Annotated in this window: 28 protein-coding genes; 15 read left to right on the top strand and 13 right to left on the bottom strand. The window is 70.4% G+C overall.

Annotated features, from left to right (window positions below; genetic code table 11):
• The first annotated feature begins 7 nt into the window (after window positions 1-7).
• The 4 genes from NL112_RS06005 (at window position 8) to ligA (ending at window position 5068) form a co-directional block, all read left to right on the top strand.
• The gene (locus NL112_RS06005) at window positions 8-1201 is read left to right on the top strand and encodes an MFS transporter (RefSeq protein WP_255151718.1); all 1194 of its coding nucleotides are present in this window, start codon (window positions 8-10) and stop codon (window positions 1199-1201) included.
• Window positions 1202-1300: 99 nt separating this feature from the next.
• A complete protein-coding gene (locus NL112_RS06000) occupies window positions 1301-2407 on the top strand; it encodes a pyridoxal-phosphate-dependent aminotransferase family protein (protein ID WP_255151717.1) in 1107 nt (368 codons plus the stop codon).
• Window positions 2408-2445: 38 nt separating this feature from the next.
• A complete protein-coding gene (locus NL112_RS05995) occupies window positions 2446-2964 on the top strand; it encodes a TspO/MBR family protein (protein WP_255151716.1) in 519 nt (172 codons plus the stop codon).
• A gap of 46 nt (window positions 2965-3010) precedes the next feature.
• A complete protein-coding gene (gene ligA, locus NL112_RS05990) occupies window positions 3011-5068 on the top strand; it encodes an NAD-dependent DNA ligase LigA (RefSeq protein WP_255151715.1) in 2058 nt (685 codons plus the stop codon).
• A 36-nt stretch (window positions 5069-5104) separates the two neighbouring features.
• Here ligA and NL112_RS05985 read toward each other — a convergent pair whose 3' ends face one another.
• Both NL112_RS05985 and NL112_RS05980 read right to left on the bottom strand, forming a co-directional pair.
• Complete coding sequence (locus NL112_RS05985; RefSeq protein WP_255151714.1) at window positions 5105-5266, bottom strand: DUF6757 family protein; 162 nt, start codon at window positions 5264-5266, stop codon at window positions 5105-5107.
• A gap of 32 nt (window positions 5267-5298) precedes the next feature.
• On the bottom strand, window positions 5299-6084 hold the full coding sequence (locus tag NL112_RS05980; protein ID WP_255151713.1) for a PHP domain-containing protein: 786 nt from the start codon (window positions 6082-6084) through the stop codon (window positions 5299-5301).
• A 119-nt stretch (window positions 6085-6203) separates the two neighbouring features.
• Here NL112_RS05980 and NL112_RS05975 point away from each other — a divergent pair, with 119 nt between their 5' ends.
• The gene (locus NL112_RS05975; RefSeq protein WP_255151712.1) at window positions 6204-6491 is read left to right on the top strand and encodes a DUF5789 family protein; all 288 of its coding nucleotides are present in this window, start codon (window positions 6204-6206) and stop codon (window positions 6489-6491) included.
• A 420-nt stretch (window positions 6492-6911) separates the two neighbouring features.
• Here NL112_RS05975 and NL112_RS05970 read toward each other — a convergent pair whose 3' ends face one another.
• Window positions 6912-7910 carry a DUF5784 family protein gene (locus NL112_RS05970; protein WP_255151711.1) on the bottom strand — a complete coding sequence of 333 codons (999 nt, stop codon included), beginning with the start codon at window positions 7908-7910 and terminating at the stop codon, window positions 6912-6914.
• Between the two features lie 122 nt (window positions 7911-8032).
• On the opposite strand from NL112_RS05970, the gene NL112_RS05965 reads away from it, so the two are divergent.
• Window positions 8033-8209, top strand: coding sequence for a DUF5786 family protein (locus NL112_RS05965; RefSeq protein WP_255151710.1), 177 nt, complete (start codon window positions 8033-8035; stop codon window positions 8207-8209).
• Here the strand turns inward: NL112_RS05965 and NL112_RS05960 are convergent.
• From NL112_RS05960 to NL112_RS05950, 3 genes are read right to left on the bottom strand one after another with little or no spacing between them, the layout of a single operon-like run.
• Entirely contained in the window at window positions 8193-8915 is a 723-nt protein-coding gene (locus NL112_RS05960) for a DUF7530 family protein (protein WP_255151709.1), read from the bottom strand. The genes NL112_RS05965 and NL112_RS05960 overlap by 17 nt on opposite strands.
• Window positions 8912-9829: an NAD(P)H-binding protein gene (locus NL112_RS05955; protein ID WP_255151708.1), complete on the bottom strand. Its 918-nt coding sequence runs from the start codon at window positions 9827-9829 to the stop codon at window positions 8912-8914. The genes NL112_RS05960 and NL112_RS05955 overlap by 4 nt, the downstream gene beginning before the upstream one ends.
• Window positions 9830-9854: 25 nt before the next feature.
• Window positions 9855-10697, bottom strand: coding sequence for a YkgJ family cysteine cluster protein (locus NL112_RS05950; protein WP_255151707.1), 843 nt, complete (start codon window positions 10695-10697; stop codon window positions 9855-9857).
• Between the two features lie 133 nt (window positions 10698-10830).
• Between NL112_RS05950 and NL112_RS05945 the strand changes: the two genes are divergently transcribed.
• Window positions 10831-11046, top strand: a complete 216-nt coding sequence (locus tag NL112_RS05945; RefSeq protein WP_255151706.1) for a DUF8015 family protein — start codon at window positions 10831-10833, stop codon at window positions 11044-11046.
• 41 nt (window positions 11047-11087) lie between these two features.
• A complete protein-coding gene (locus tag NL112_RS05940; protein ID WP_255151705.1) occupies window positions 11088-11294 on the top strand; it encodes a DUF7561 family protein in 207 nt (68 codons plus the stop codon).
• On the opposite strand, the gene NL112_RS05935 is transcribed toward NL112_RS05940, so the two are convergent.
• Window positions 11295-12239, bottom strand: a complete 945-nt coding sequence (locus tag NL112_RS05935) for a hypothetical protein (RefSeq protein WP_255151704.1) — start codon at window positions 12237-12239, stop codon at window positions 11295-11297.
• 169 nt (window positions 12240-12408) lie between these two features.
• On the opposite strand from NL112_RS05935, the gene NL112_RS05930 reads away from it, so the two are divergent.
• The 3 genes from NL112_RS05930 to NL112_RS05920 all read left to right on the top strand — a co-directional run bounded on the left by NL112_RS05930 (window position 12409) and on the right by NL112_RS05920 (window position 15296).
• Window positions 12409-14157, top strand: a complete 1749-nt coding sequence (locus NL112_RS05930) for a helicase C-terminal domain-containing protein (protein ID WP_255151703.1) — start codon at window positions 12409-12411, stop codon at window positions 14155-14157.
• A gap of 200 nt (window positions 14158-14357) precedes the next feature.
• Entirely contained in the window at window positions 14358-14933 is a 576-nt protein-coding gene (locus NL112_RS05925) for a DoxX family membrane protein (RefSeq protein WP_255151702.1), read from the top strand.
• Window positions 14934-14984: 51 nt separating this feature from the next.
• Window positions 14985-15296 carry a DUF7521 family protein gene (locus tag NL112_RS05920; protein ID WP_255151701.1) on the top strand — a complete coding sequence of 104 codons (312 nt, stop codon included), beginning with the start codon at window positions 14985-14987 and terminating at the stop codon, window positions 15294-15296.
• A gap of 50 nt (window positions 15297-15346) precedes the next feature.
• On the opposite strand, the gene NL112_RS05915 is transcribed toward NL112_RS05920, so the two are convergent.
• Window positions 15347-16186 (bottom strand): DUF8155 domain-containing protein, encoded by an 840-nt coding sequence (locus NL112_RS05915; protein ID WP_255151700.1) that lies wholly within the window; start codon window positions 16184-16186, stop codon window positions 15347-15349.
• A 51-nt stretch (window positions 16187-16237) separates the two neighbouring features.
• Here NL112_RS05915 and NL112_RS05910 point away from each other — a divergent pair, with 51 nt between their 5' ends.
• Window positions 16238-16915, top strand: coding sequence for a lipoyl protein ligase domain-containing protein (locus NL112_RS05910; RefSeq protein WP_255151699.1), 678 nt, complete (start codon window positions 16238-16240; stop codon window positions 16913-16915).
• Window position 16916: 1 nt separating this feature from the next.
• Here the strand turns inward: NL112_RS05910 and NL112_RS05905 are convergent, their stop codons facing one another.
• Window positions 16917-17120, bottom strand: a complete 204-nt coding sequence (locus NL112_RS05905; protein WP_255151698.1) for a hypothetical protein — start codon at window positions 17118-17120, stop codon at window positions 16917-16919.
• Window positions 17121-17191: 71 nt separating this feature from the next.
• Here NL112_RS05905 and NL112_RS05900 point away from each other — a divergent pair, with 71 nt between their 5' ends.
• Complete coding sequence (locus tag NL112_RS05900; protein ID WP_255151697.1) at window positions 17192-18469, top strand: dihydroorotase; 1278 nt, start codon at window positions 17192-17194, stop codon at window positions 18467-18469.
• 19 nt (window positions 18470-18488) lie between these two features.
• Here NL112_RS05900 and NL112_RS05895 read toward each other — a convergent pair whose 3' ends face one another.
• Both NL112_RS05895 and NL112_RS05890 read right to left on the bottom strand, forming a co-directional pair.
• Window positions 18489-19049, bottom strand: coding sequence for a GNAT family N-acetyltransferase (locus NL112_RS05895; protein WP_255151696.1), 561 nt, complete (start codon window positions 19047-19049; stop codon window positions 18489-18491).
• Window positions 19046-19414, bottom strand: a complete 369-nt coding sequence (locus tag NL112_RS05890) for a universal stress protein (RefSeq protein WP_255151695.1) — start codon at window positions 19412-19414, stop codon at window positions 19046-19048. The genes NL112_RS05895 and NL112_RS05890 overlap by 4 nt, the downstream gene beginning before the upstream one ends.
• Window positions 19415-19496: 82 nt before the next feature.
• Here NL112_RS05890 and NL112_RS05885 point away from each other — a divergent pair, with 82 nt between their 5' ends.
• A complete protein-coding gene (locus NL112_RS05885) occupies window positions 19497-19886 on the top strand; it encodes an SHOCT domain-containing protein (protein ID WP_255151694.1) in 390 nt (129 codons plus the stop codon).
• A 352-nt stretch (window positions 19887-20238) separates the two neighbouring features.
• Entirely contained in the window at window positions 20239-20862 is a 624-nt protein-coding gene (locus tag NL112_RS05880) for a DUF5806 family protein (protein WP_255152579.1), read from the top strand.
• A 50-nt stretch (window positions 20863-20912) separates the two neighbouring features.
• Here NL112_RS05880 and NL112_RS05875 read toward each other — a convergent pair whose 3' ends face one another.
• Both NL112_RS05875 and NL112_RS05870 read right to left on the bottom strand, forming a co-directional pair.
• The gene (locus tag NL112_RS05875) at window positions 20913-21383 is read right to left on the bottom strand and encodes a DUF7529 family protein (protein WP_255151693.1); all 471 of its coding nucleotides are present in this window, start codon (window positions 21381-21383) and stop codon (window positions 20913-20915) included.
• Window positions 21384-21427: 44 nt separating this feature from the next.
• A complete protein-coding gene (locus tag NL112_RS05870) occupies window positions 21428-21862 on the bottom strand; it encodes a universal stress protein (protein WP_255151692.1) in 435 nt (144 codons plus the stop codon).
• Between the last annotated feature and the right edge of the window lies 1 nt (window position 21863).

Below are 21863 nucleotides of genomic sequence, written 5' to 3'. Positions count from 1 at the left end.
GCCGGGCGTGAGCGGCCAGCGCCGCGAGCGAGTCGCGCTCGCAACCGTCGTGTTCGCCGTCCTGTTCGCGCAGGTGCTCCTCTATCCGGGGGTGCCACAGCTGGTTGCGTCGTTCGGCGGTACGGGGGCGCTCGATGCGGGCGCGGCCTTCCTCGCCGCGGAGTTCGCGGGGTTCGTCCTGTTCGCGGGCGTGTGGGGCGCGCTGTCGGACGCGGCGGGACGGCGCCGGGCGTTCATCGCGGCCGGCGCGCTCGGCGGCGGTCTCGCGTATCTCGCGCTCGCGGCGCTCCCGACGGTGCCGTTCGCCGTCGTGCTGGCCGTCAGGTTCGTCGAGGGCGCGTTCACCATCGGCGCGTTCTCGCTGGCGATAGCGACGCTGATGGACCTCGGCGGCGGCAACGGCCGGAACATGGGCGCCGCGGGCATCGCCATCGGCCTCGGGACGGGGCTTGGTGCGCCCGTCGGCGGCCAGCTATACCGGCTCGGCCCCCGGGTGCCCCTGCTGGTGGCCGCCGTGCTGATGGTCGCGGTCGGCCTCGCGGCCACCCGCCTGCGGGAGCGGGGCGGTGCGGGCGGCGACGCCCGGACGCTCGCGGCACTCCTGACGGTCCGGGAGCGGCCCGCGCTCGCCGTCCCCTACGCGTTCGGCTTCGCCGACCGGTTCACCGCGGGGTTCTTCGCGCTCGTGGGGGTCGTGTTCTTCCAGACCCGGTTCGGGCTCGACGCCGCCGGCACCGGCCTCCTTCTGGGCGCGTTCTTCCTCCCCTTCGCACTGTTGCAGTACCCGCTCGGGGTGCTGTCGGACCGCATCGGCCGCGTGGGGCCGGTCGCCGCCGGCTCGTTCGCCTACGGCGCGGTCATCGTCGCCGTCTCGTTTGCGCCCTCCGCCGTCGTCGCCGCCGTGTTGATGGCGCTCGTCGGGGGGCTGGGCGCGCTGTGTGCGCCCGCGACGCTCGCGCTGGTCAACGACCTCGCGGCCGACGACGGCCGGGGGACGGCGACGGGCGGGTTCAACGTCGCCGGCTCGCTCGGCTTCCTGACGGGCGTGCTCGGCGGCGAGGCGGCCGCCGACCGCCTCGGCGTCGAGACGGCGTTCCTGGTGGCGGGCGGTGCGGAGATGCTGCTGGCGGTGGCGCTTCTTCCCGCCCTCATGCGGCTGGACGTCGAGCGCGTGGCGACGTTCGCCCGGCCCGAGGAGTGACCGCTGAGGCACGACGGGGTGCCACCGGAAGTGCGGCCGCTATCACAACGCCCTTGCCGGCCCACAGCAACGGTACACCACACCCGAGAGGTGGCTCCCGTGACCGAGAAACGCGAATACAGAGACGACTACCGCGACAAGACGCTGTACCTGCCGGGCCCGACACAGGTCCGCGACGACGTCATCGAGGCGATGGCCGAACCGATGTTCGGCCACCGGATGGACCGGATGACCGACCTGTACACGACCATCGTCGAGGACACCAAGGAGTTCCTCGGCACCGACAACGACGTCATCGTCCTCACGGCCTCCGGCACGGAGTTCTGGGAGGCGACGACGCTCAACCTCGTCGACGAGAAGATGCTCGTGCCGACGTGTGGCAGTTTCAGCGAGCGGCAGGCGAACGTCGCCGAGCGCCTGGGCAAGGAGGTCGACCGCATCGAGTACGAGTGGGGCGAGGCGGTCGACCCGGCGGACGTGCGCGACGCGCTCGACGCCGAGGAGTACGACGCCGTCGGCCTCGTGATGAACGAGACGTCGACGGGCGTGCGCAACCCCGTCGAGGAGATCGGCGACCTCGTGGCCGACTACCCGGACACCTACTTCGTCGTCGACGCCATCTCCTGTCTCGGCGGCGACTACGTCGACGTCGAGGCCCACGACATCGACGCCATCTTCACCTCGACCCAGAAGGCGTTCGCCATGCCGCCCGGCCTCGCGGTGTGTGTCGTCTCCGACGCGGCCTACGAGCGGGAACTCGACAAGGACTCGGCCTCGTGGTACGGCGGCTTCCAGCGCTGTCTCGACTACTACGACCGGAAGGGACAGACCCACTCGACGCCGGCCATCCCCATCATGCTCGCCTACCGCAAGCAGATGAAGCACATGCTGGAGGAGGGCCACGCGGCCCGGGACCGCCGCCACCGCGAGATGGCCGCGTACACCCGCGAGTGGGCCCGCGACCACTTCGACGTGTTCCCCGACGAGGAGCACGCCTCCCGGACGGTCACCTGCGTCGAGAACACGCAGGGCATCGACGTCGCCGGCACCATCGAGACCATCGACGAGGAGTACGACATGGTGTTCTCGAACGGCTACGGCTCGACGCTGTCGGAGAAGACGTTCCGCATCGGCCACATGGGCGAACACGACGTCGAGAGCATCAGGGCGCTGACCGACGCCATCGAGGACGTCGCGGACCTCTGAGGGCCAACGGTTACGGCCTCCCGGCGCGTCTATCCGGTATGGGCACCGACACCTCCGCGCCCGCCGTCGGGTCTGGCGGGCTCCGCGGGGAACTGCTCCGGAAGGACGTCGTCGCGGGCGTTCTGCTGTGTGAAGCCGTCGGCATCACGAGCGGCGCGCTCACCGCCGGCGCGATAACGAACTGGTACGCGACCCTCCAGCAGCCGGCGCTGACGCCCCCGAACTGGGTGTTCGGGCCGGTGTGGACCCTCCTGTACGCGCTGATGGGCGTGGCCGCGGCGCTCGTCTGGCGCCAGCGGGAGACCCGCGTGGCGAAGGTCGGTCTCGGCCTGTTCGCCGTCCAACTTGCGTTGAACTTCGCGTGGTCGCTGGTGTTCTTCGGCGGGCAGAACCCCATCGGGGGACTCGCGGTCATCGTGCCGCTGGTCGTCGCCATCGCCGGGACCATCGCCGCGTTCTGGCGGGTCGACCGCCGGGCGGCGCTGTTGCTGGTGCCGTACCTGCTGTGGACCGGGTTCGCCACCTACCTCAACTACGCCATCTGGGCGCTGAACTGAGCGGCGACGCGACCCATTTTTGACCCGTCCGCGTTCAGGTCCGCTGATGACCGACGTCCCCGAGGACAACCCCTACATCCGGGAGCCACCGACCGAGTTCGCGCCCGTCGAGGACCTCGGCGAGGACGAAGCCCGCGAGCAAGCCGAGCAGTTGCGGGCGGCGCTCCGCTACCACGACTACCGCTACTACGTTGAAGCGGACCCGCTAATCGGTGACCGGGCGTACGACGCGCTGTTCGACCGGTTGCGGGAACTCGAAGCGGCGTTCGACCTGGACGCCGAGGCGTCGCCGACTCGGCGGGTCGGCGGCGAACCGGTCGACGAGTTCGACAGCGTCGAGCACGTCGTGCCGATGCTGTCCATCGACTCCGCCGGCGAGGAGAGCGAGGTGCGGGAGTTCGACGACCGGGTGCGCCGCGCGGTGGGCGACCAGCGGTACGTCTGCGAGCCGAAGTTCGACGGCGTCTCCATCGAAGTCGTCTACGAGGGCGGCACCTACGAGCGGGCAGTCACCCGCGGCGACGGCGAGGTTGGCGACGATGTGACCGAGAACGTCCGTACGGTCTCCTCCATCCCCCAGCGGTTGCGCGGCGACCACCCCGACTTTCTCGCGGTGCGTGGCGAACTGTTCATGCCCCGCGAGGCGTTCAACGCCTACAACCGCGAGCGGGTCGAGCGGGGCGACGACCCGTTCGCCAACCCCCGGAACGCCACCGCCGGCACCGTCCGCCAGCAGGACCCCGCCGTGACCGCCGAACGGCCGCTCGACTGCTTCTTCTTCGAGGCGCTGGACGGTACCGAGTTCGACACGCAGTGGGAGCGGCACCAGACCCTGCCCGAGTGGGGACTGAAGGTGAACGACGAGGTCCGGCGCGTCGACGACATCGACGCCGCAATCGACTACCGCGACCGCCTGCTCGACCGGCGCGACGACCTCGATTACGAGATAGACGGCGTCGTCATCAAGGTGGACGACCGCGACGCCTGCGAGCGGTTGGGCACCACCGCGCGGGCGCCCCGATGGGCGTTCGCCTACAAGTTCCCCGCCCGCACAGAGGAGACGACGGTGCGGGACATCGCCGTGCAGGTGGGCCGGACCGGTCGGCTCACGCCGGTCGCCCTGCTCGACCCCGTGGAGGTGGGCGGCGTGACGGTGTCGCGCGCCTCCCTCCACAACCCCGACCAGATAGCCGACCTCGGGGTGAACGTCGGCGACCGCGTCGCCGTCGAACGCGCGGGCGACGTCATCCCGTACGTCGAGGAGGTACTCGAGAAGGACAGCGAGGGCCAGTTCGCGTTCCCCGACCACTGCCCGGTCTGTGACTCGGCCGTCGAGCGCGACGGCCCGCTGGCGTACTGCACCGGGGGGCTGGCCTGCGACGCACAGCTCCAGCGTGCCATCGAACACTACGCCAGCCGGAACGCGCTGGACGTCGAGGGGCTCGGCGAGAAGTCAGTCCAGCAACTGCTGGACGCCGGGCTCGTCGAGCGCCTGCCGGACCTCTACACTCTCGACGCCGCGGAACTCGCGGCGCTGGAAGGGTGGGGCGAGACGAGCGCCGAGAACCTCGTCGCGGAACTCGACGCCGCGCGTGAGCCACCGCTGGCGGACTTCCTCGTCGCCATCGGCGTGCCGGAGGTGGGGCCGACCGTCGCGCGGGACCTCGCGCGCCACTTCGGGACGTTCGAGGCCGTCCGCGCGGCGAGCCGCGAGGACCTGCGCGAGGTGGAGGGCATCGGCGAGGTCGTCGCCGACGAAATCAGGGAGTTCTTCGACAGCGAGCGGAACCGCGGGGTCATCGAGCGCCTGCTCGATCACGTCGACCCGCAGGCGGCCGACGCCGAGGAGGGGAGCGAACTCGACGGGCTGACGTTCGTGTTCACGGGCGCGCTCGACCGCTGGACCCGGAGCGAGGCACAGGAACTGGTGGAGCGACACGGCGGCGCCGCGACGTCAAGCGTCTCGGGCAACACCGACTACCTCGTGGCCGGCGAGAACCCCGGTGCGAGCAAGACGAGCGATGCCGAGGCCAACGACGTGCCGGTGCTCGACGAGAGCGCGTTCGTCGCGTTGCTCGACGAGCGGAGCATCGACGTGGAGTAAGGGTGACCTGCCGTGTCTCGTTTCGCAGAACGCGTGTCAGGAGCGGTCGATGTCGAGTTCTTCCTGGAGGTCTTCCATCCACCCCTCCTCGGAGAGTTCCTCCATGCGGTCGCGGAAGTGATCCTCGCAGAGGCCGACCTTGATGTGGTCCTTCTCGACGGCGACGGCGGCCTCCTCGTCGCAGTAGTGACACTGCATGCAAACGGCTACGAGAGCACCGGCATTAACGCCTACGGGTCGGGCAAGCCTGCCGCCGCGCGGAACCGCTCGTAGCCGTCGGCACCCAGCCCCGCCTTCCCGAGTTCGTCGTCGTGGGCGTCGCTCCCGCCCGTGGCGACGAGGTCGTAGCGGTCGATGGCCCGGTCGACGAGCCCGGTGTCGACCTCCCTGCCGTAGGGGTAGAACCGCTCGACTGCGTCCAGGTCGCGGCAACGGTCGAGCGCGGCTGCCGGGTCGGGGTAGCGGAACGGGTGTGCGAGGCCGACGAGCGCGCAGGCGTCCCCCAGCAGGTCCCGGCCCGTCTCGAAGGCCGATACGTCACGCGCGACGAAGCAGGGGCCGTCGTCGCCGATGAGTTCCTCGAACACCTGCTCGTAGCTCATGTCGGTCGCCTCGGCGGTGGCACGGGCGACGTGCGGGCGCCCGAGACCCGGTCGGGCATCGAGGCCGAGGTCGACGCCGAGGCGGTCCTCGACGTTCTCGATGATGGCGCGGCCGCGCTCGACCCGGTCGCGCTGGATGCGCTCTATCTCGCGTTCGAGGTCGGCCGTCGGGTCGACGCCGTAGCCGAGCAGGTCGAGACGCTGGTCGCCGGTCTCGACGCGGAGTTCGATGCCGTGGACGAGACGGACGCCGTCGCGGCGCTCGCTCACGGCGTCGAGGTCCGGGTGGACGCGGTCGTGGTCGGTCACCGCGACGGTGTCGACGCCCGCGCGCTTCGCGGCCGCCGGCACCGCCTCGAGCGCCATCGCCCCGTCGGAGTTCGTCGTGTGGACGTGGAGGTCCGCGACTACCATACCCGGACCGGCGGGCGGGGCGGCCTTACGGCTTGCTCCTTAATTCTCCTTAATCACATCCGATTCTGCAAGGCAGTTTGCTCACAACGTTCATTAACGTTCACGGACTCTCACCTCACATGCGATTCATGGCCGACGCGGACGACTCGTTCGAGGCCCACTCGTTCCCCGCGACGACCGGCGAGCTCATCGACGAGTACGGCGAGCTGGAACTGCAGTTGCCCAACGGGACGGAGACGCTCGGCGACGCGCTGGGGCGGCTCGGGGAGGAGACGTACCAGGACGCCGAGGGGGCGAAGCTCGCCGCGCGGTCGGCCATCTCCGAGAAGGGCATCGGCCGGAAGGGGTACTCGGACCGCGACGCGCCGACCGTCGGCGAGAACGGCCCGGAACAGGTCTCCTTCTAGTCCAGTTTTTACACGGCGCGCGAATCGTGCCGGCAAGGCTGTCATCGGCCGCGAAGCGCCCGATTGCTCGTGAGGCGAGCGGTGTGCGGTTCGGTCGACGGGAGAACGGCGAGGCGAGTCTCACGGTGGTGGAAAGTATGCGCGCACACTCCCTCCGCGAGCCCCGGGTCGCGTCAGTCCGTGCATGCTACGGCACGCTCGCTACGCTCGCGTGCCGTGAACCGCGCACCACTCCCTCGCGGATGCTCTGTCCTCGCATGGCTCTCCGTCGTTGTGTTCGCTCGCCGCGCGCACGCCGCCGGCCCGAGGTTTATATACCAATCCGCGGCCACCGGCCCCGTGACGTAGCCGTCGCGCGGGACGAACACGGCGGGTGTGCGGTCCACCGTCTCGCGCCGGAGAGCGGACCGCCTGCTCGCCCTACTCCAGCCACTCGACCGCGCCGTTCAACTCGAACGGGAGCGTGCCGTGTCGATAGCCTTCGATACGGCCGTCGGGGCGAGCACGGAACACCACCGTCGGGTCGTGGGAGACCGACGGTCGTTCCGCTCGGACCGTCGCCCACTCGTCGTCGCGGAACGAGGAGCAGTCGACGAACAGCGTCGCGTCCGGGTGCGCCCGGAGCTGGTCGGCGTTCTTCGCCCCAGCGGTCTCGCGGACGGCCGCGACGGGCGTGTCCGCGCGGCTCCGGCGCTCCGGCGGAAGCGGCCGCGTCACCTCGACGAGGTGGTCGCCAGCCACGCGGAAGTCGAGCGCGTGCCCGCTGTCGAGTTGCACTTCCGGTTCGAAGGAGACCCCGGCGTCGTCGAGCAGTTTGGCGACGGTGAACTCGCCCATCGTCGCGGCCATCCGGCCCACGTCGAGCCCCTCGCTGGTGCCGAGTTTCGACGCCATCGTGTACCGGTGGTCGTCGAGCATCCCCGTCGAGAGTGCGTCCTCGAAGAACGAAAGCGCCTCCTCGCGGGTCGCGTCGGGAAAACCGGCGGCGTGCTCGTCGAAGAACCGCCGGGTCGTCGTCCGGCCGTCCTTCGAGCAGAACACCGGGAGGAAGAACCACGCGACGTGGTCGTACTCGGTCAGCCACGGGTCGACGAGTTCGAGCCGCGCGAGCAGTTCGCGCTGGGCCCACCGCGCGACCTGATACGGCACCTCGGTGAAGTCGTACTTGTCGGTGCGCCACAACACCTCCGGCGTCGTCGTGTTCCCCATCCAGTAGGCCGTCCCGTCGGTCCACGTGAACAGCGCGAACTCGCCGTTGTGCATCTCCAGCCGAACCGCCTCGTACCCCGACGGCGTCGGAAACCACGGCTCCTCCAGGCGAGCACCGATGCCGGCGTCGAGGGGTTTCAGCAACCGGTCGCGGACCCGCTGCTCGTTCCACGACTGGTTCGAGCGACGGAATCGAAGGGGACCTGCCACACCGACTACTCGGTCCGGAGAACGTTTACAGGTTGCGTCTATCGGCGGGTAGCATATAAACGCCCCCGCTGTTTCCCCGTTACATTCATTACCAACAACTCGCAAGTGAGAGTGTAGTTACCATGTCAATGGGTGCCTATGACGAGGACGAGCACGAGCGCCGCGAGCAGAAGACCTCCTCGGTCGACGTGAGCGACGACGACGACCGGACGCAGTATCGGGGAGAGGTGGAGTACGACTCGGGGGACTCGACGGAGGAACTGCTCGACCAGTTCAAACAGATCAAGTCGGGACGCTGACGCCGTCTGCTCCTCTAGCGTGCAACACGGCCAGCGACAGCGCCGTCACCACCGTCACGGCGACGACGTGGCCGACCAGTGCGAACAGGAGCACGGGCCGGCCGACGAGGAACGGCGCCAGCACTAGTTGCACGAGCCCGAACGCCATCGTTTCGAGGTCCGCCCGGACGAACGCGCGACGCGCGGTCGGATGTAGCTCACACTGGGTCGACCGCCAGAGCGCCACGACCGACGCCCACCATCCCGTCCCGATGCGGTAGCAGACGTCCCACAGCACGAGAAGCATCAGATACACCGCCAGTATCGGCGGTTCGGGGCCGAACAGCGTCTCGACGAGCGGCGTGCCCCCCGTCCGCGGGTCGAAGACGAACAGGTGGGTGACCAGCGCGACGTACGCGAGCACCGCGAGCACCACCTCGATGCTCGACCCGAACAGGAGCCGCGTGTACGCCACCGGTGCGTCGCCCCGGCGCGCCAAGCGGCCGATTCGGAGCATCTCGGCGCTCCCGACGGCGGCGACCGCGACCGCGACGGTGCCCGCGAGCGCCGCACTCCAGAGGTCGTAGTACCACGCCAGCGCGAGGAGTGCGACCTCGAAGAGTCCGAACTGGATGCCGATGGCGACCGAGGGCGGCAGGTCGATACCGGGAAGCGCGCCGACGATGGACTCGTACACCCACGTCTCGCCGTACTCCGGCCGCTTCATGCGACCTCCACGGGCGTTGGCTCCGACGGGACCTCCCCGAGCGCGCGGGCGACGGCCGTCTCGAACGGCGTCTTCTCGACGTCGAGCAGGTCGTCGATGCGGTGGTCGGTGACGACGACGGCGTTCTTCAAACCGAGCACGAGCGGGTGGGCGACGCTCGTCGGCACGTCCGTCACGAAGCCGAGCCAGTAGCTCGACAGCCGCGGCGTCAACACCGGCACCGGAACGATGTACGGTGCCCGTCCCGAGACGTGTTCCGCGACGGTCCGGACGATGTCCTCGTAGGCGAGCACCTCAGGGCCGCCGATTTCGTAAGTCCCGCCGGCGGTCTCGGGTACGTCCAGCACGCCGACGAGATACGCGATCACGTCGTCGATGGCGATGGGCTGGCACGGCGTCCGGACCCACTTCGGCGTCACCATCACCGGGAGCCGCTTCGCCAGTTGCCGGACGAGTTCGAACGACGTCGACCCGTCCCCGATGATGATGGCCGCACGGAGCGTCGTCAGCGCGTACTCGCCGTCCGCGAGGATTCGCTCCACCTCGCGGCGCGACTCGAGATGCTCCGAGAGCTCGTCGCGGTCGTCCCCGAGGCCGCCGAGATACACCACGCGCTCGACGCCGGCCTCGCTGGCGGCGGCCGCGAAGTTGTGGGCCGCACGGCGGTCCCGCTCCGCGTACCCGCCCCCGGCCTGCATCGAGTGGACGAGATAGTACGCGGCGTCGACACCCTCCAGGGCGGCCTCGAAGCTTCCGGGTTCCAGCAAATCGCCCGACGCCACCTCGACCCCCTCGGGCGCGTCGTATCGGGACGGGTCACGCACGAGCACGCGAACGTCGTGACCACGCTCGACGAGCGCGGGAACGAGTCGCCCGCCGACGAACCCGGTCGCCCCGGTGACGAGAACGTGCATGTCCGGAGGAACGCACGGAAGCGACTTAATCCCACCCGGGCGTCGGTGGCGCGCCCCTGTCGTCCTCGACAGCGCGGGCGGCCGACGGCGCCGGCTCCGTCCGGTTAGCGCGGCGTTCCCACTCGTCGAGGGCGCGGCCGGCCCACGAGTCGGCATCGAGGACCGCGGCGCGGGCCGACTCGTACCGGTCGCGGTCCACCTCCAGGCTTCCCGGCCGGTGCGCGGCCGCGACGGCGACGAGTTCCGCCCGGTCCGTGTCGGTCGGGCGCGCGGCCGCAACTCGCTCGACGACGCCGGCCAGTCGCCCGGCGTCGGGGTGGCCGAACACCGTCGCGCCCAGCGGCATGGGATCGATGCCGGCGCCGTCGGGCGGCGTCTGCTCGCGAAGGCGGTCGCCGCCGAACGCCGCCTCCACCCGCTCGCACTCGGTCTCGTGGTCGAGCGCGAGGTTGTCGCCCGGGTACGTCGCACACGCCTCGGGATAGCGGTCCGTACCGTGGATTCGACACTGGAGCGTCGTCGGGTCGAGGAAGACGCAGGTGTCGAGCCACGCCGGGTCGGCGTCGAACGGCGCGACGGGCTTGGGAGGCTTGCGGAGCCCCACCTGGAACACCGGGGTCCCCTCGATGGCCGCGAGCGTGTGACCGTCGACGGCCACCCCCTCGTCGGCCGCGAACAGTCGGGGCGCGAGCACGTCCCCGAACCCGTCCGCGACGAACCGGCGGAGTTCGTCGCTGGACAGCGGCACGAGGGTGTAGGTGTCGTCGAGCGGCCGATACCGCCCCTGCTGCTCGTAGTCGCCAGCAGCAGTCGAGAGCGACCGCCAGTCGATACAGCAGCCGGCACACCCCTCGCAGTTCACCTCCATACGCGATAGACGATACCATTGCGCATAAAATCGCGCTGTATAAGTTATAGAGAAATTATATCGTGGTCACTTCGAGTGACGGGGTTAGTTTTTGGCGACCGCGTCCGGTACCGTCGGGTGGAGATGTCCTGTCGTGTCAGCACCGAACCCCATCGAAGCCCGAGCGAGCGAGACGACGACCGGGGGGCCGCCGTCGCGGTACGACCTCGTCTTCGTGGTCATCCCCCTCGCGTTCGCCGTCGGCGCGAGCGACCTGGCCGCGTTCCCGGAGGCGATGCTGTTCGCGTCTGTCTGTGGCGCGGCCGCGATGGCCGACGCGCTGTTCGTCAACCCGCCCGGCTTCCGATGACCGGTCGGTAGCGTCTTGAGGCGCCGCTCCCAACGCGGAGCATGGCGACCGAGCCGTGTGACGGCTGTGGGCGGCGCGTGCGCATCGCCGGCGGCATCGCGAACCTCTGGTCGTTCGGCGGCGACGAGGCGGAGGGGCTCGCGCTCGAGTTGGCCGACGGCTCGGAGTTCCTGCTCTGCTACGACTGTATCGAGGAACTGCCGGACGACGCGACCGGCGAGGACGTGGCCGCACTGGACGAACAGTAGCTACAGCAGGCCGTCGTCGCCGTCCGTCGAGTTGGTCGAGTCCTCCGTCGAGTCGTCGCCGGTCAGCGCGTCCGTCGTCGACTCCGTCGTGTTGGTGACCGCGTCGGTGGTGTCGTCGACCGCGTCCGTCGTCGAATTCGTCGTGTCGTCGACCGTATCGGTGGTCGAGTCCGTCGTGTTCTCCACCGTATCCGTCGTGTCGTCGACCGTCTCGTCGACCGTGTCCGTCGTCTCGTTCGTCGCGCCGCCCGTGGCGTCGTCCACGGCGTCGGTCGCGTCGTCGGTGGTGTCGTCGACCGTCTCGCCGACCCCCTCGGTGGTGTCGTCCGCGGTGTCGTCCACCGCGTCGGTCGCGTCGTCGGTGGCGTTCGCGGCGTCGTCGCTCACCTCGTCGACCCCCTCGGTCGGCGCCTCACCGTTCGCCACGGCCTCGGTGCCGTCACCGACTGCGTCCGTGGTCGTGTCGCCGACGCTCCGGACGGTGTCGTCGGTCGCCTGCAGGGTGGTCGCCAGCGTGCTCTGCTGGCTGGTGAGCATGTACATCGGCCCCCGCAGGGTGGCCGCTAGCGAACTGTCGGGTGAGAGCAACGACAGGTCGGGCTCTTCCGTGCCGGCTTCCGTCCCGTCATCCGGTTCGAACACGCGGGTTATCTCCTCGCCCGGGTCCTCCGGAGTTTCCCGTGCGTCGTCCGAGCGGAGCGGGTCCCCGTCGCTCACGGCGTCGACCGACTCGTCGGCGGCGGCCGACTCTGCACGCTCGGGTGCGCTCCCGGCGGGAGTCGCTTCACTCGCCCCGTCGGGCGTCGGTTCGGGCGTCGCGTCGCCGCCCGGTGAGACCGTGTCGGCCAGTACCCCGAGTCCGGGGTTGCCGACGACGCCGAAACCCAGAAGCAGGGCGACGGCGAGGGCAGGAACGATAGCGTTCGTGTACGGTGTGTCACTCATGGGTTCCCCTCGTGTGTCGTCCGTCGAAGCCGTGCGAGAGACGGTCAGCCCGGACGAACCTGGCGCGGACTGCGTCGCCCGGCCTATAAACGGTGGGTCGCGTTTCACGACTCGAAAGGTCGGGCCGGCGACCGGAGCGTTTACGCCCGACGGCTCGCTTGCTCGGGGTGTGAAGCCCGCCCAGATTACGGAGCAGTTCCCCGCCCCTTCCTTCCGTGGTGCCCAGGAGCAGGCGCTCGCGGACATCCGCGAGGCGTTCGAGGCGGGCAACGACGTGGTGCTGGTGCGTGCCCCCACGGGGAGCGGCAAGTCCCTCCTCGCGCGGGCCATCGCCGGCTGTGCGAGAACCCCCGGCGAGACGGACCACGTCGAGTCGTACGGCGCCTACTACACCACCCCACAGGTGTCGCAACTCGACGACGTGGCCAGCGACGACCTGCTCGAAGATTTGAGCGTCATCCGCGGAAAGCCCAACTACGACTGCATCCTGCCCGGCGAGACGGACACGCCAGTCACGCAGGCGCCCTGCGCCCGCGAACGGGGGTTCGACTGCCCCCAGAAACACCGCTGTCCGTACTTCTCGGACCGCGCCATCGCCTCCAACCGAAACATCGCCGCGATGACGCTCGCGTACTTCATGCAGACCGCCGGGTCGGACGTGTTCGGAAAACGCGACGTCGTCGTCGTCGACGAGGCCCACGGCCTCGCGGAGTGGGCCGAGATGTACGCGACCATCGACCTCTCGCCCGGCCGGGTGCCGGTGTGGGACGCCTGCGAACCGCCCGACATAGACGGTCTGACCGACGTGGAAGGGTACGCCGAGCGACTGCTCCGGGTGTGTGGCCGCCGCCAGGAGGAACTCCGCTCGAAGGTGGAGCTGTCGCGGTCGGAGGTGGCCGAGCGCGACCGCCTCGCCGAACTCACGCGGGAACTCCAGTGGTTCCTCGAAGACGCCCGCGACCCCGACAGCCCGACGACGTGGGTGGTCGACCAGCCGGACGGCGCAGGGACCGCGGTGACGGTCAAGCCGATGGACCCCGCCCGCTATCTCCACCACACGGTCTGGGACCGGGGCAACAAGTTCGCCCTGCTGTCGGCGACCATCCTGAACAAGGACGCGTTCTGCCGGAGTTCGGGGCTGGACCCCGACACCGTCGCGCTCGTCGACGTGCCCCACACGTTCCCCGTCGAGAACCGCCCGCTGTACGACGTGACCTGTGGGAAGATGACCTACGAGCACCGCGACGACACCCTGCCGGAGCTCGCTCGGACGGTCGTCCGGCTGATGGCCCGCCACCCCGACGAGAAGGGGCTGATACACGCCCACAGCTACGCCATCGCCGAACGGCTGACTGAGCTGCTCGAGGAGTTCGGCGTCGGCCCGCGGGTCCGGAGCCACGACTCCGACAGCCGCGACGCCGCGCTCCGCGGCTGGAAGCAGTCGGACGGTGCCGACGTGTTCGTCTCCGTGAAGATGGAGGAGGCGCTCGATTTGAAGGGCGACCTCTGTCGCTGGCAGGTGCTGTGCAAGGCGCCGTACCCGAACACCCGCGACTCGCGGGTCGCGCGCCGACTGGAGGACGACCAGTGGGGCTGGTACTACCGGACCGCCCTGCGGACGGTCATCCAGGCCGCCGGCCGGGTGGTTCGGGCACCCGACGACCACGGCGCGACGTATCTCGCGGACTCGTCGCTGCTGGACCTGTTCGAGCGTGCGCGCCACGACATGCCCGACTGGTTCCGCGACCAGGTCGACCAGATGCAGGCGCCCGAGTTGCCGGCGTTCGACCCCGGCGCGGCGGTCGCGGACGCTCGCGGGTCGTCACGCGGACGGTCGTACGCGAGCGGAAGCGACGACGCCTCGGGCGGGCAGGCGTCACTCGACGACCACCCGCTCGGCGACGTCTGGGGGAACTAGAAGACGAACGAGGCGACGTACGCCACCGACGAGAACACCATCAGGGCCACCATCAGCAGGGCGAGTACCTGTTGCCGGTCCATACCCCTGCCTGGACCCCGCGCCGGAAAGGTGTGTCGCCCCGGTTCTCAGTTGCTGGGACGCGGATTCCCGCTTGAAGTACCACGGCGTCGAACCTGTAACTGTAGAGGTGCCAACCGATGTCCACAACGACCCGGGAACTGAACGCCGAAATCTTCGGCCGTGAGACGACCTTCGAGTACTCCGAGCACTGGATCGGCTACGCGCTGGTCTCGATGCGCGTGGTGATGGGCTGGGTCCTCCTGCAGGGCGGACTCACCAAGCTCGTCACCTACCTGAACGCCGACCCCAGCGACAACTGGACGGCCGCGGGGTTCCTCGCCAACGCCATCCCCGAGGGCAACCCGTTCACCGCCGCGTTCACCGCGATGGCCGGGAGTCCGCTCGTCGACATCCTCGTGATGTGGGGGCTGACCCTGACGGGCCTCGGGCTCATCCTCGGTGCCTTGGTGCGCTGGAACGCGTTCTGGGGCGCCGTCATGATGATGATGTTCTGGGCGGCGAGCCTCACCGGCGGCCTGATGCAGGGCCTGCCCGTCGCCCACGGCTGGGTCGTCGACGACCACCTCGTGTACGCCGCCCTGCTGTTCGGCCTCGGTGCCGTCGGTGCCGGCCGCATCCTCGGCGTCGACGCCTACCTCGAACAGACCGAGTTCGTCAAGAACAACCGCGTGCTCCGGCTCATCCTCGGGTGAGGGGGTGAGCCGATTCACGTACCGTCCGGCATCCCCGCCGGAGTGATTCACATGGAGACTGGACTGATAGTGCTGTTGCTCGTCGTGACCAACGCGGTGGTGCTGGTGCTCGGCGGCCTCGTCACGCACCTGACGTACCGCGCCTACCGGCGGACCGGCGGCGAGGTGCTCGGGAGCCTGGCGCTCGGGTTCGGCCTGCTCACCGCCGGGTTCCTGGTGGGCGGCGGCGTCCACCAGTTGCTCGGCGCGGACCTCGTGGCCGGGGTGCTCGCCCAGAGCCTGCTCACCGCGCTCGGGTTCGGCTTCATCGTCTACTCGCTGTACGTCCGCACCCCGGACCCCGACGACACGGTCGCCGCCTGACCGAGGGCCGCCGTCTCTCGACCGACGCCACCCCACCAGCGGCGGCGCCGTCAGCCGAGCCGAATCGGCTCGCCCGTCGCGTCGATTCGCACCCGCACGTCGTCGCCGGCCTCGAACTGGTGGCCCTCGTGGAAGACGAGTTTCGCGCCGAACGCGACCCGCGAGGCGAACAGCGACAGCCCCGTCGCCCGGTGGTCGTTCGCCCACACGCCCACGTCGTGCCACGCCACGTCCCCGCCGGTCGCCGTCCCGACCTCGGTTCCGAGAAGCGACACCGGCCCGTCGTGGGGCGCGAGCGTCCCGCCACCCCCGTAGTGGGCGAGACCGCCGTCCAGCGGCACCCCCTCGTCGCTGGCGAGTGCGACGAACCCCGCCCGGTTCGAGACGGGAGCGTCCAGCAGCGCGTGGGTCGGCCCCGTCTCCACGACCGTCCCCCGGCCGTCCCACGCGACGCCCGCGACGTCGACGCCCAGCGCAAGCGGGAGCGACCCCGACGCGCGATACGGGTTCTGGTCGGGGTCGCGGAACCCGACGTGGAGGTGGTCGTCGACCCACTGCCCGAAGAACCCCGAGCGGACGAGCGTGCCGAGCGACTCCCCGACGGCGACCTCGTCCCCGGCCTCGACGCCCGGGTCGACGTGCAGGATTCGCGCGACGACGTCGCCACAGTCGACGAGTATCAGGTGGTCCTCGTCGACGGCGTACGCCTTCGGCGGACACCGTACCGTCCGGGTGTCGAGCACCTCCCCCGCCACGGGTGAGGGCGCGGGACCGCCGTTCTCACCGGGGTAGAGGTCGACCGCGCGGCCCCGGTCGTGGGCCGAGTACGGCGAGTTGTACAGCGAGAACCGCTCGTACCGGCCGACCACCTCGCCCGCCAGCGTGACCATGCGGACACGAGGAGACGAGAGCCTTTAGCCGCGTCGTCCCCGAGTCGACGCATGCGCATCCTCCGGGGCCGGACCGACTCCATCGCGGCGGACCGCGAGGTGACCGCCACGCTCCAGGCGGACGTTCGGGAGACGGGCGACCCGGTCGTCCGCGCGTGGACGCCACACCAGCATCTCGCAGTCGGGCGCCGCGACGCCCGCGCGGACGGCTACGACGACGCCCGCGCGGCCGCCGAGTCCAGGGGGTTCCCGGTCCACGAGCGGCGCGTCGGCGGCCGCGCCGTCGCGTACACCGGGAGTACCGTCGCGTTCGTCCGCGTCGAACCGGTCGACGACGTGCGCCAGGGACTCGACGCCCGCTACGACGCCGCCGTCGCCGACCTGGAGCGCGCACTCGAAACGGTGGGCGTCGACGCCGACCGGGGCGAGCCACCGGCGGCGTTCTGCCCGGGCGACCACTCGCTGTCGGCCGCGGGGAAGATAGTCGGCATCGCCCAGCGGGTCGGCCGCGGCGCCGCGTCCACCGCGGGGGTCGTCGTCGTCCGCGACCACGACGCCGTCGCCGACGTGCTCGACCCGGTGTACGACGCACTCGAGGTCCCGTTCGACCCTGACTCCGTGGGGAGCGTCGCCCGTGCGGGCGGCGACGCCGACCCGGAGACGGTCGCCCGCGCCGTCGAGGACGCGCTCGTCGGGGACCGCGAGGCGACCGTCGAGCGGGTCCGATGAGTCACCCCAAGACGGCGTAGCCGGCGAGCAGGAGGCCGACGGCCAGCAGGACGGCCCCGACGACCCGAAACAGAAGCCGACCCCAGTCGTCGAGACCAGGAGCGTTTGGGCTCGTCAGCGACCAGAGCCGGTCCACCAGCCCGGGCGCCGCGACCAGCAACAGCCCCCACGCGGTCGCGGCGAGCCCGTACGCGAGCAGGTTCACGCCGGGCGTGCGACGTCCGGGGCAAAGAGCGTTCCCACGGGTTTTACGTCCGCCTGCGGCCGACGGACGGCATGCTCATCCGCAACGCCGAACTCGCGGACGGCCGGGTCCGCGACGTCCGCGTCGAGGGCGAACGGATCGTCGCCGTCGGGGAGGGCTTCGCGGCCGACGACGGCGAGGTCGTCGACGCGTCGGGGAAACTGCTCCTGCCAGGGATGATAGACGCCCACGTCCACTTCCGCGAACCGGGGTATCCGCACAAGGAGACGTGGGCGACGGGGTCGCGGTCGGCCGCCGCCGGCGGCGTCACCACGGTCGTCGACCAGCCGAACACCGACCCGCCGACGACGACGGGGGCGGCGTTCGACGAGAAGGCCGAACTCGCCGCCCCGTCGACTGTCGACTTCGGGCTGAACGGCGGCGTCACGCCCGACTGGGACCCAGACTCGCTGTTCGAGCGCCCGCTCTTTGCGCTCGGCGAGGTGTTCCTCGCGGACTCGACGGGCGATATGGGTATCGGCCGCGACCTGTTCGAGCAGGCCGTCGAGCGGGCCGCCCGCGAGGACGTGGTCGTCACCGTCCACGCCGAGGACGCGACGCTGTTCGACGCCAGCGCCCGGGAGCGCGACGACGCCGACGCCTGGAGCGCGTTCCGCACCGCCGAGGCGGAGGCCGCCGCGGTCGAACTCGCCGGCGATGTCGCGGGCGAGACGGACGCGCAGGTCCACGTCGCCCACACCTCGACGCCGGAGGGCATCGACGCCGCGGCCGACGCCGGGCTCACCTGCGAGGTGACGCCCCACCACCTCCTGCTGTCGCGCGACGACCTCGGCGCGTTGGGGACACACGGCCGGATGAACCCGCCGCTCCGCTCTGAACGGCGCCGCGAGGCCGTCTACGAGCGGGTCGCGGACGGCACCGTCGACATCGTGGCGACGGACCACGCGCCCCACACCCGCGCCGAAAAGGACGCCGGCATCTGGGACGCGCCCTCGGGCGTGCCGGGCGTCGAGACGGCCCTGCCGCTCCTGCTGGAGGAGGCCAGACAGGGACGGCTGGGCTACGAGCGCGTCCGCGATTTGACGGCCGCGAACCCCGCCGCCGTGTTCGACCTGCCCCGGAAGGGTCGGGTCGCCGAGGGGATGGACGCCGACCTCGTCCTCGTCGACCCCGAAACCGCCCGGGAGATACGTGGCGAGGACCTGCACACGAACTGCGAGTGGACGCCGTTCGAGGGGCGCCGCGGCGTGTTCCCCGAACTCACGATGGTCAGGGGACGCGTCGTCTACCGGGACGAAGAGGCGTGGACGGTCCCCACCGGCGTCGGGGAGAACGTCCGGACTCGATAGGACGCCGGACGGCCGGCCGCTACTGCAGGCGTGCGGTCATCGTCAGTTCGAAGCCGCTGTCCTCCAGTTGCTCGAAGCCGACGTTCTCGTACAGCGCCACCGCGGGACGGTTCCACCGCTCGACGGTGAGCCAGACGCGGTCGACGCCGGACTCGCGACCCAGGCCGAGCAGTCCCGCCATCAGGTGGGTGCCGATGCCCGCGCCCTGGTACGCCGAGAGCACGAAGATTGCGAGTTCGTACGCCACGCTCTCGTCGTCGGGCGCCCCCGTGTCGGGGACGAGCGTGGCGTGGCCGACTGCGCTGGCGTCGTGCCACGCGACGACGTTGAGACAGTCCTCGGCGAGGATGCCGTCGAGCCACTCGCGGATGTTCGTCTCGTCGACCGGCGGGATACCCTGCGCGCGGTCCTCGGGGTCGAACGCGCGGTACATCTCGACGAGCGCCTCGCCCTCGTCGTCGACGGGGGCGTCGGCGCCGCCGAACTCGCGGATGGTCACCGTCCGTCCGGTACCGTCCTCGAACTCGTGTGGCGGCGGGTCGTAGGGACCGGCCACCCTGTCGGGGTACGAGCGACTCATCGGACCAGTGTGACGGAGGTGTGTGCGTTCAACAGGACGAACTCCGCGATGGAGCCGAGCTGGACCTTCCCGAGCGGACTCGTCTCGCCGCCCCCGAGGACGATGCGGTCGTACCCCTCCGACTCGGCGATTTCGACCAGGCCGCTCCCCGGATGTCCCTCGACGATTCGGACGTCGGCGTCGAGGCCCGCATCGGCCAGGGCGTCGCGTGCACGGTCGGCCACCTCCTCGGGTGTGGGCTCGGAGTCCGGGTTCTCGAGGACGGCCACCGACAGGTCGTCGCCGGCCTCCAGCGCCCGCTCGATGGTCTTCTCGAGCGCGCGAAAGGAGTCCTCGCTCCCGCCGATGCCCAACAGCAGTTTCATGCGCGACCGCAGGGCGCCCGCACGCAAAAGCGTCCCGGCGACCGGAGGAACGCTTTTGCCCGGTCGCGACCCCAACGCCGACATGGGTGTCGTCGAGAACCTCCGGGAGGAAGCGACCGGCGTCCTGACGCTACTCATCCTCGGTGCGGGGTTCCTCGCCATGTTCGGGGGATACGGCTGGTTCTGGATGGTGTGGGTCGTCGGGTTCGCCGTCGTGTTGCCGCTCGTCGGCATCGCGCTCGGCGAGGGCGAGGAGTCGCTCGACCCCTTCGAGGACGGCACCGACCACGACGGCCAGCGACAGGAGGCGGAGGAAGACGACCCCCTCGAGGCGCTGAAGCGCCGGTACGCGGAGGGGAAGCTCACCGACGCGGAGTTCGAGGAACGGCTGGAGCGACTGCTGGAGACCGAGGACGAGCAACGGGCCCGCGAGTACCTCGACCGCCGGGAACGGGAGCGCGCGGAGGAGTAGCCGCTCGCCAACCGTGGCCTCGCTCCCGGAGGTCGCTCTCGCGCCGACACCGCGACTCGCGGCTCGCTCCGCTCGCCGCTCGCCAACCGTGGCCTCGCTCCCGGAGGTCGCTCTCGCGCCGACACCGCGACTCGCGGCTCGCTCCGCTCGCCGCTCGCCAACCGTGGCCTCGCTCCCGGAGGTCGCTCTCGCGCCGACACCGCGACTCGCGGCTCGCTCCGCTCGCCGCTCGCCAACCGTGGCCTCGCTCCCGGAGGTCGCTCGGCCACGCGTCTGCCGTCCGTCAGACATCGCCGACATACTTTTTCGACGGGGGGCCCGACTCGCCCCTATGACCGAGGATGGGTCCGCGATGGGTGCCGTGAGCGAGGACGGGGTGACGGCCGCAATCCGCCGCGTCGACGGGGACGGCGCGACGGACGCCCCCGACGAGGGGGCGGGCGAGGACGTGCCCGACGACGTGGCCGACTACAAGCGGTTCTCGAAGATAGACGGTGCCACCTACGACCGCGCCAACGAGTTCCTCCGGGACCGCACCTACATCACGGCCCGCGAGTGGGCCATCGCGCGGCTGTGTGCGGATTTCCGGACGGAGACGGGCGTCGAGATGACGAAAATCGGCGAGAACCTTCCCCACCTGGTCCCGTTCATGACCGACACGTACACTCCGCAGGCCGTCAATCAGGCGCGGGCCTCCTTCGAGGAGAAGGTGCAGAAGGCGGGCGCGACGTTCCTCTACGGCGCGATGTGCGACTTCTTCACCGCCGAGGAACTCGACGACCTGATGTACGAGGTGACCGAGGTGGCGAAGTTCCTGCTCGAGGTCGAGGGGGTCGAACTCACCGTCGAAGAGGAACTCGCCGCGGAGGACCGCATCTCGACGGTGATGCGCGAGGTGCGCGAGCAGTCGGCGGCGCTCCGGCACGACGAGATGCAGTGTCCGGAGTGTGGCCACACCATCGAGAGCGAGGACTGAACGGCTCGCGCTCGGGGGCCGGGAGCCGGGAGCCGGGAACGACGCTGTCGTCAGGGGCCGCCGTCGTACGGGAAGAACGGCGCGGGGTTCTCGTGGCTGAACGTCACCGCATCCTCGCCAGCGAGGTCGCGGACCCGGGTGTACAGTTCGCCGTCGTGCGCGCGGAGTTCGCCCTCCGCGTCGGCGGTGCGGTCGTAGTAGGCGGGGAGACACACCGCCACCTCGCCGTCGGCCGTCTCGGTGACGACAAGCAGGAACACCCGCTCGTCGGCGTCGGCGCGGAACACCTCGTAGGCGTCGACCTCGCGGTCGCCGACGGCCGCCACCAGGTCGTCGAACTCCTCGTCGTCGACGACCGCCACCAGCCCGAACTGCTCGTCGTCCGCTGGGACGACGGTCACGTCCGTCGGGTGGAGCGTGACGACCGTCCAGCCCGCCGTCCGGTACTGCTCGGCGATGTCGTCCATCTCCTCGAGGATGGCCGTCCAGTAGCCGCCGACCGCGTCGGTGGCGTCGCTCATACGTGGCGGTGGCGCGCTCGGGGAAAAAGCGTTCCGCGACGGCCTCAAACCGACAGCACCGGCTGGGAGGCGTGCGCGAGCACGTACTCGGCGGCCTTCTCGATGACCGCCGCGGGGTCGCCCGTCACCGGCTCGCGAGGGATGACGATGAAATCGGCGGCGATGTCCTCGGCGGCGTCGAGGACGACGCTCCCGGGATGCTGGGAGAGCCGGTGCATCGAGAAACCGTGTGCCTGCGAGTGGGCGACCGGCACGTCGCCGGCGATGTCGCGGACCGTGTCCATGAACGACTCCGCCTCGGCGGCGACCTGCTGTTCCTCCAGGTCGCCCGCCTCGACGCCGCGGACGACCCCCTCGCCGAACACGTAGAGGGCGTGCAGACCCGCGTCGTACCGGTCGGCGATGGCGACGCCGTACTCGACGGCCTCGCGGGCCTCGTCGCTCCCGTCGACCGGCACCAGGACCGTCTCGATGTCCATA

Origin of the sequence: Halorarius halobius, from assembly GCF_024298865.1 — an archaeon.
GTDB classification, from domain to species: Archaea; Halobacteriota; Halobacteria; order Halobacteriales; family Haloarculaceae; genus Halorarius; species Halorarius halobius.
The sequence above is the reverse complement of the archived record's forward strand: the minus strand, read 5'-3'. Positions and strand labels throughout refer to the sequence as shown.

What these genes read in the sequence shown, in the direction of transcription:
- NL112_RS05890 (WP_255151695.1), bottom strand. Translation starts at nt 19,414, where the DNA reads ATGAAACTGCTGTTGGGCATCGGCGGGAGCGAGGACTCCTTTCGCGCG.
- NL112_RS05920 (WP_255151701.1), top strand. Translation starts at nt 14,985, where the DNA reads ATGGAGACTGGACTGATAGTGCTGTTGCTCGTCGTGACCAACGCGGTG.
- NL112_RS05995 (WP_255151716.1), top strand. Translation starts at nt 2,446, where the DNA reads ATGGGCACCGACACCTCCGCGCCCGCCGTCGGGTCTGGCGGGCTCCGC.
- NL112_RS05975 (WP_255151712.1), top strand. Translation starts at nt 6,204, where the DNA reads ATGCGATTCATGGCCGACGCGGACGACTCGTTCGAGGCCCACTCGTTC.
- NL112_RS05955 (WP_255151708.1), bottom strand. Translation starts at nt 9,829, where the DNA reads ATGCACGTTCTCGTCACCGGGGCGACCGGGTTCGTCGGCGGGCGACTC.
- NL112_RS05980 (WP_255151713.1), bottom strand. Translation starts at nt 6,084, where the DNA reads ATGGTAGTCGCGGACCTCCACGTCCACACGACGAACTCCGACGGGGCG.
- NL112_RS05875 (WP_255151693.1), bottom strand. Translation starts at nt 21,383, where the DNA reads ATGAGCGACGCCACCGACGCGGTCGGCGGCTACTGGACGGCCATCCTC.
- NL112_RS05900 (WP_255151697.1), top strand. Translation starts at nt 17,192, where the DNA reads ATGCTCATCCGCAACGCCGAACTCGCGGACGGCCGGGTCCGCGACGTC.
- NL112_RS05925 (WP_255151702.1), top strand. Translation starts at nt 14,358, where the DNA reads ATGTCCACAACGACCCGGGAACTGAACGCCGAAATCTTCGGCCGTGAG.
- NL112_RS05870 (WP_255151692.1), bottom strand. Translation starts at nt 21,862, where the DNA reads ATGGACATCGAGACGGTCCTGGTGCCGGTCGACGGGAGCGACGAGGCC.
- NL112_RS05985 (WP_255151714.1), bottom strand. Translation starts at nt 5,266, where the DNA reads ATGCAGTGTCACTACTGCGACGAGGAGGCCGCCGTCGCCGTCGAGAAG.
- NL112_RS05965 (WP_255151710.1), top strand. Translation starts at nt 8,033, where the DNA reads ATGTCAATGGGTGCCTATGACGAGGACGAGCACGAGCGCCGCGAGCAG.
- NL112_RS05935 (WP_255151704.1), bottom strand. Translation starts at nt 12,239, where the DNA reads ATGAGTGACACACCGTACACGAACGCTATCGTTCCTGCCCTCGCCGTC.
- NL112_RS05940 (WP_255151705.1), top strand. Translation starts at nt 11,088, where the DNA reads ATGGCGACCGAGCCGTGTGACGGCTGTGGGCGGCGCGTGCGCATCGCC.
- NL112_RS05915 (WP_255151700.1), bottom strand. Translation starts at nt 16,186, where the DNA reads ATGGTCACGCTGGCGGGCGAGGTGGTCGGCCGGTACGAGCGGTTCTCG.
- NL112_RS05895 (WP_255151696.1), bottom strand. Translation starts at nt 19,049, where the DNA reads ATGAGTCGCTCGTACCCCGACAGGGTGGCCGGTCCCTACGACCCGCCG.
- NL112_RS05880 (WP_255152579.1), top strand. Translation starts at nt 20,239, where the DNA reads ATGGGTGCCGTGAGCGAGGACGGGGTGACGGCCGCAATCCGCCGCGTC.
- ligA (WP_255151715.1), top strand. Translation starts at nt 3,011, where the DNA reads ATGACCGACGTCCCCGAGGACAACCCCTACATCCGGGAGCCACCGACC.
- NL112_RS05950 (WP_255151707.1), bottom strand. Translation starts at nt 10,697, where the DNA reads ATGGAGGTGAACTGCGAGGGGTGTGCCGGCTGCTGTATCGACTGGCGG.
- NL112_RS05910 (WP_255151699.1), top strand. Translation starts at nt 16,238, where the DNA reads ATGCGCATCCTCCGGGGCCGGACCGACTCCATCGCGGCGGACCGCGAG.
- NL112_RS05885 (WP_255151694.1), top strand. Translation starts at nt 19,497, where the DNA reads ATGGGTGTCGTCGAGAACCTCCGGGAGGAAGCGACCGGCGTCCTGACG.
- NL112_RS05960 (WP_255151709.1), bottom strand. Translation starts at nt 8,915, where the DNA reads ATGAAGCGGCCGGAGTACGGCGAGACGTGGGTGTACGAGTCCATCGTC.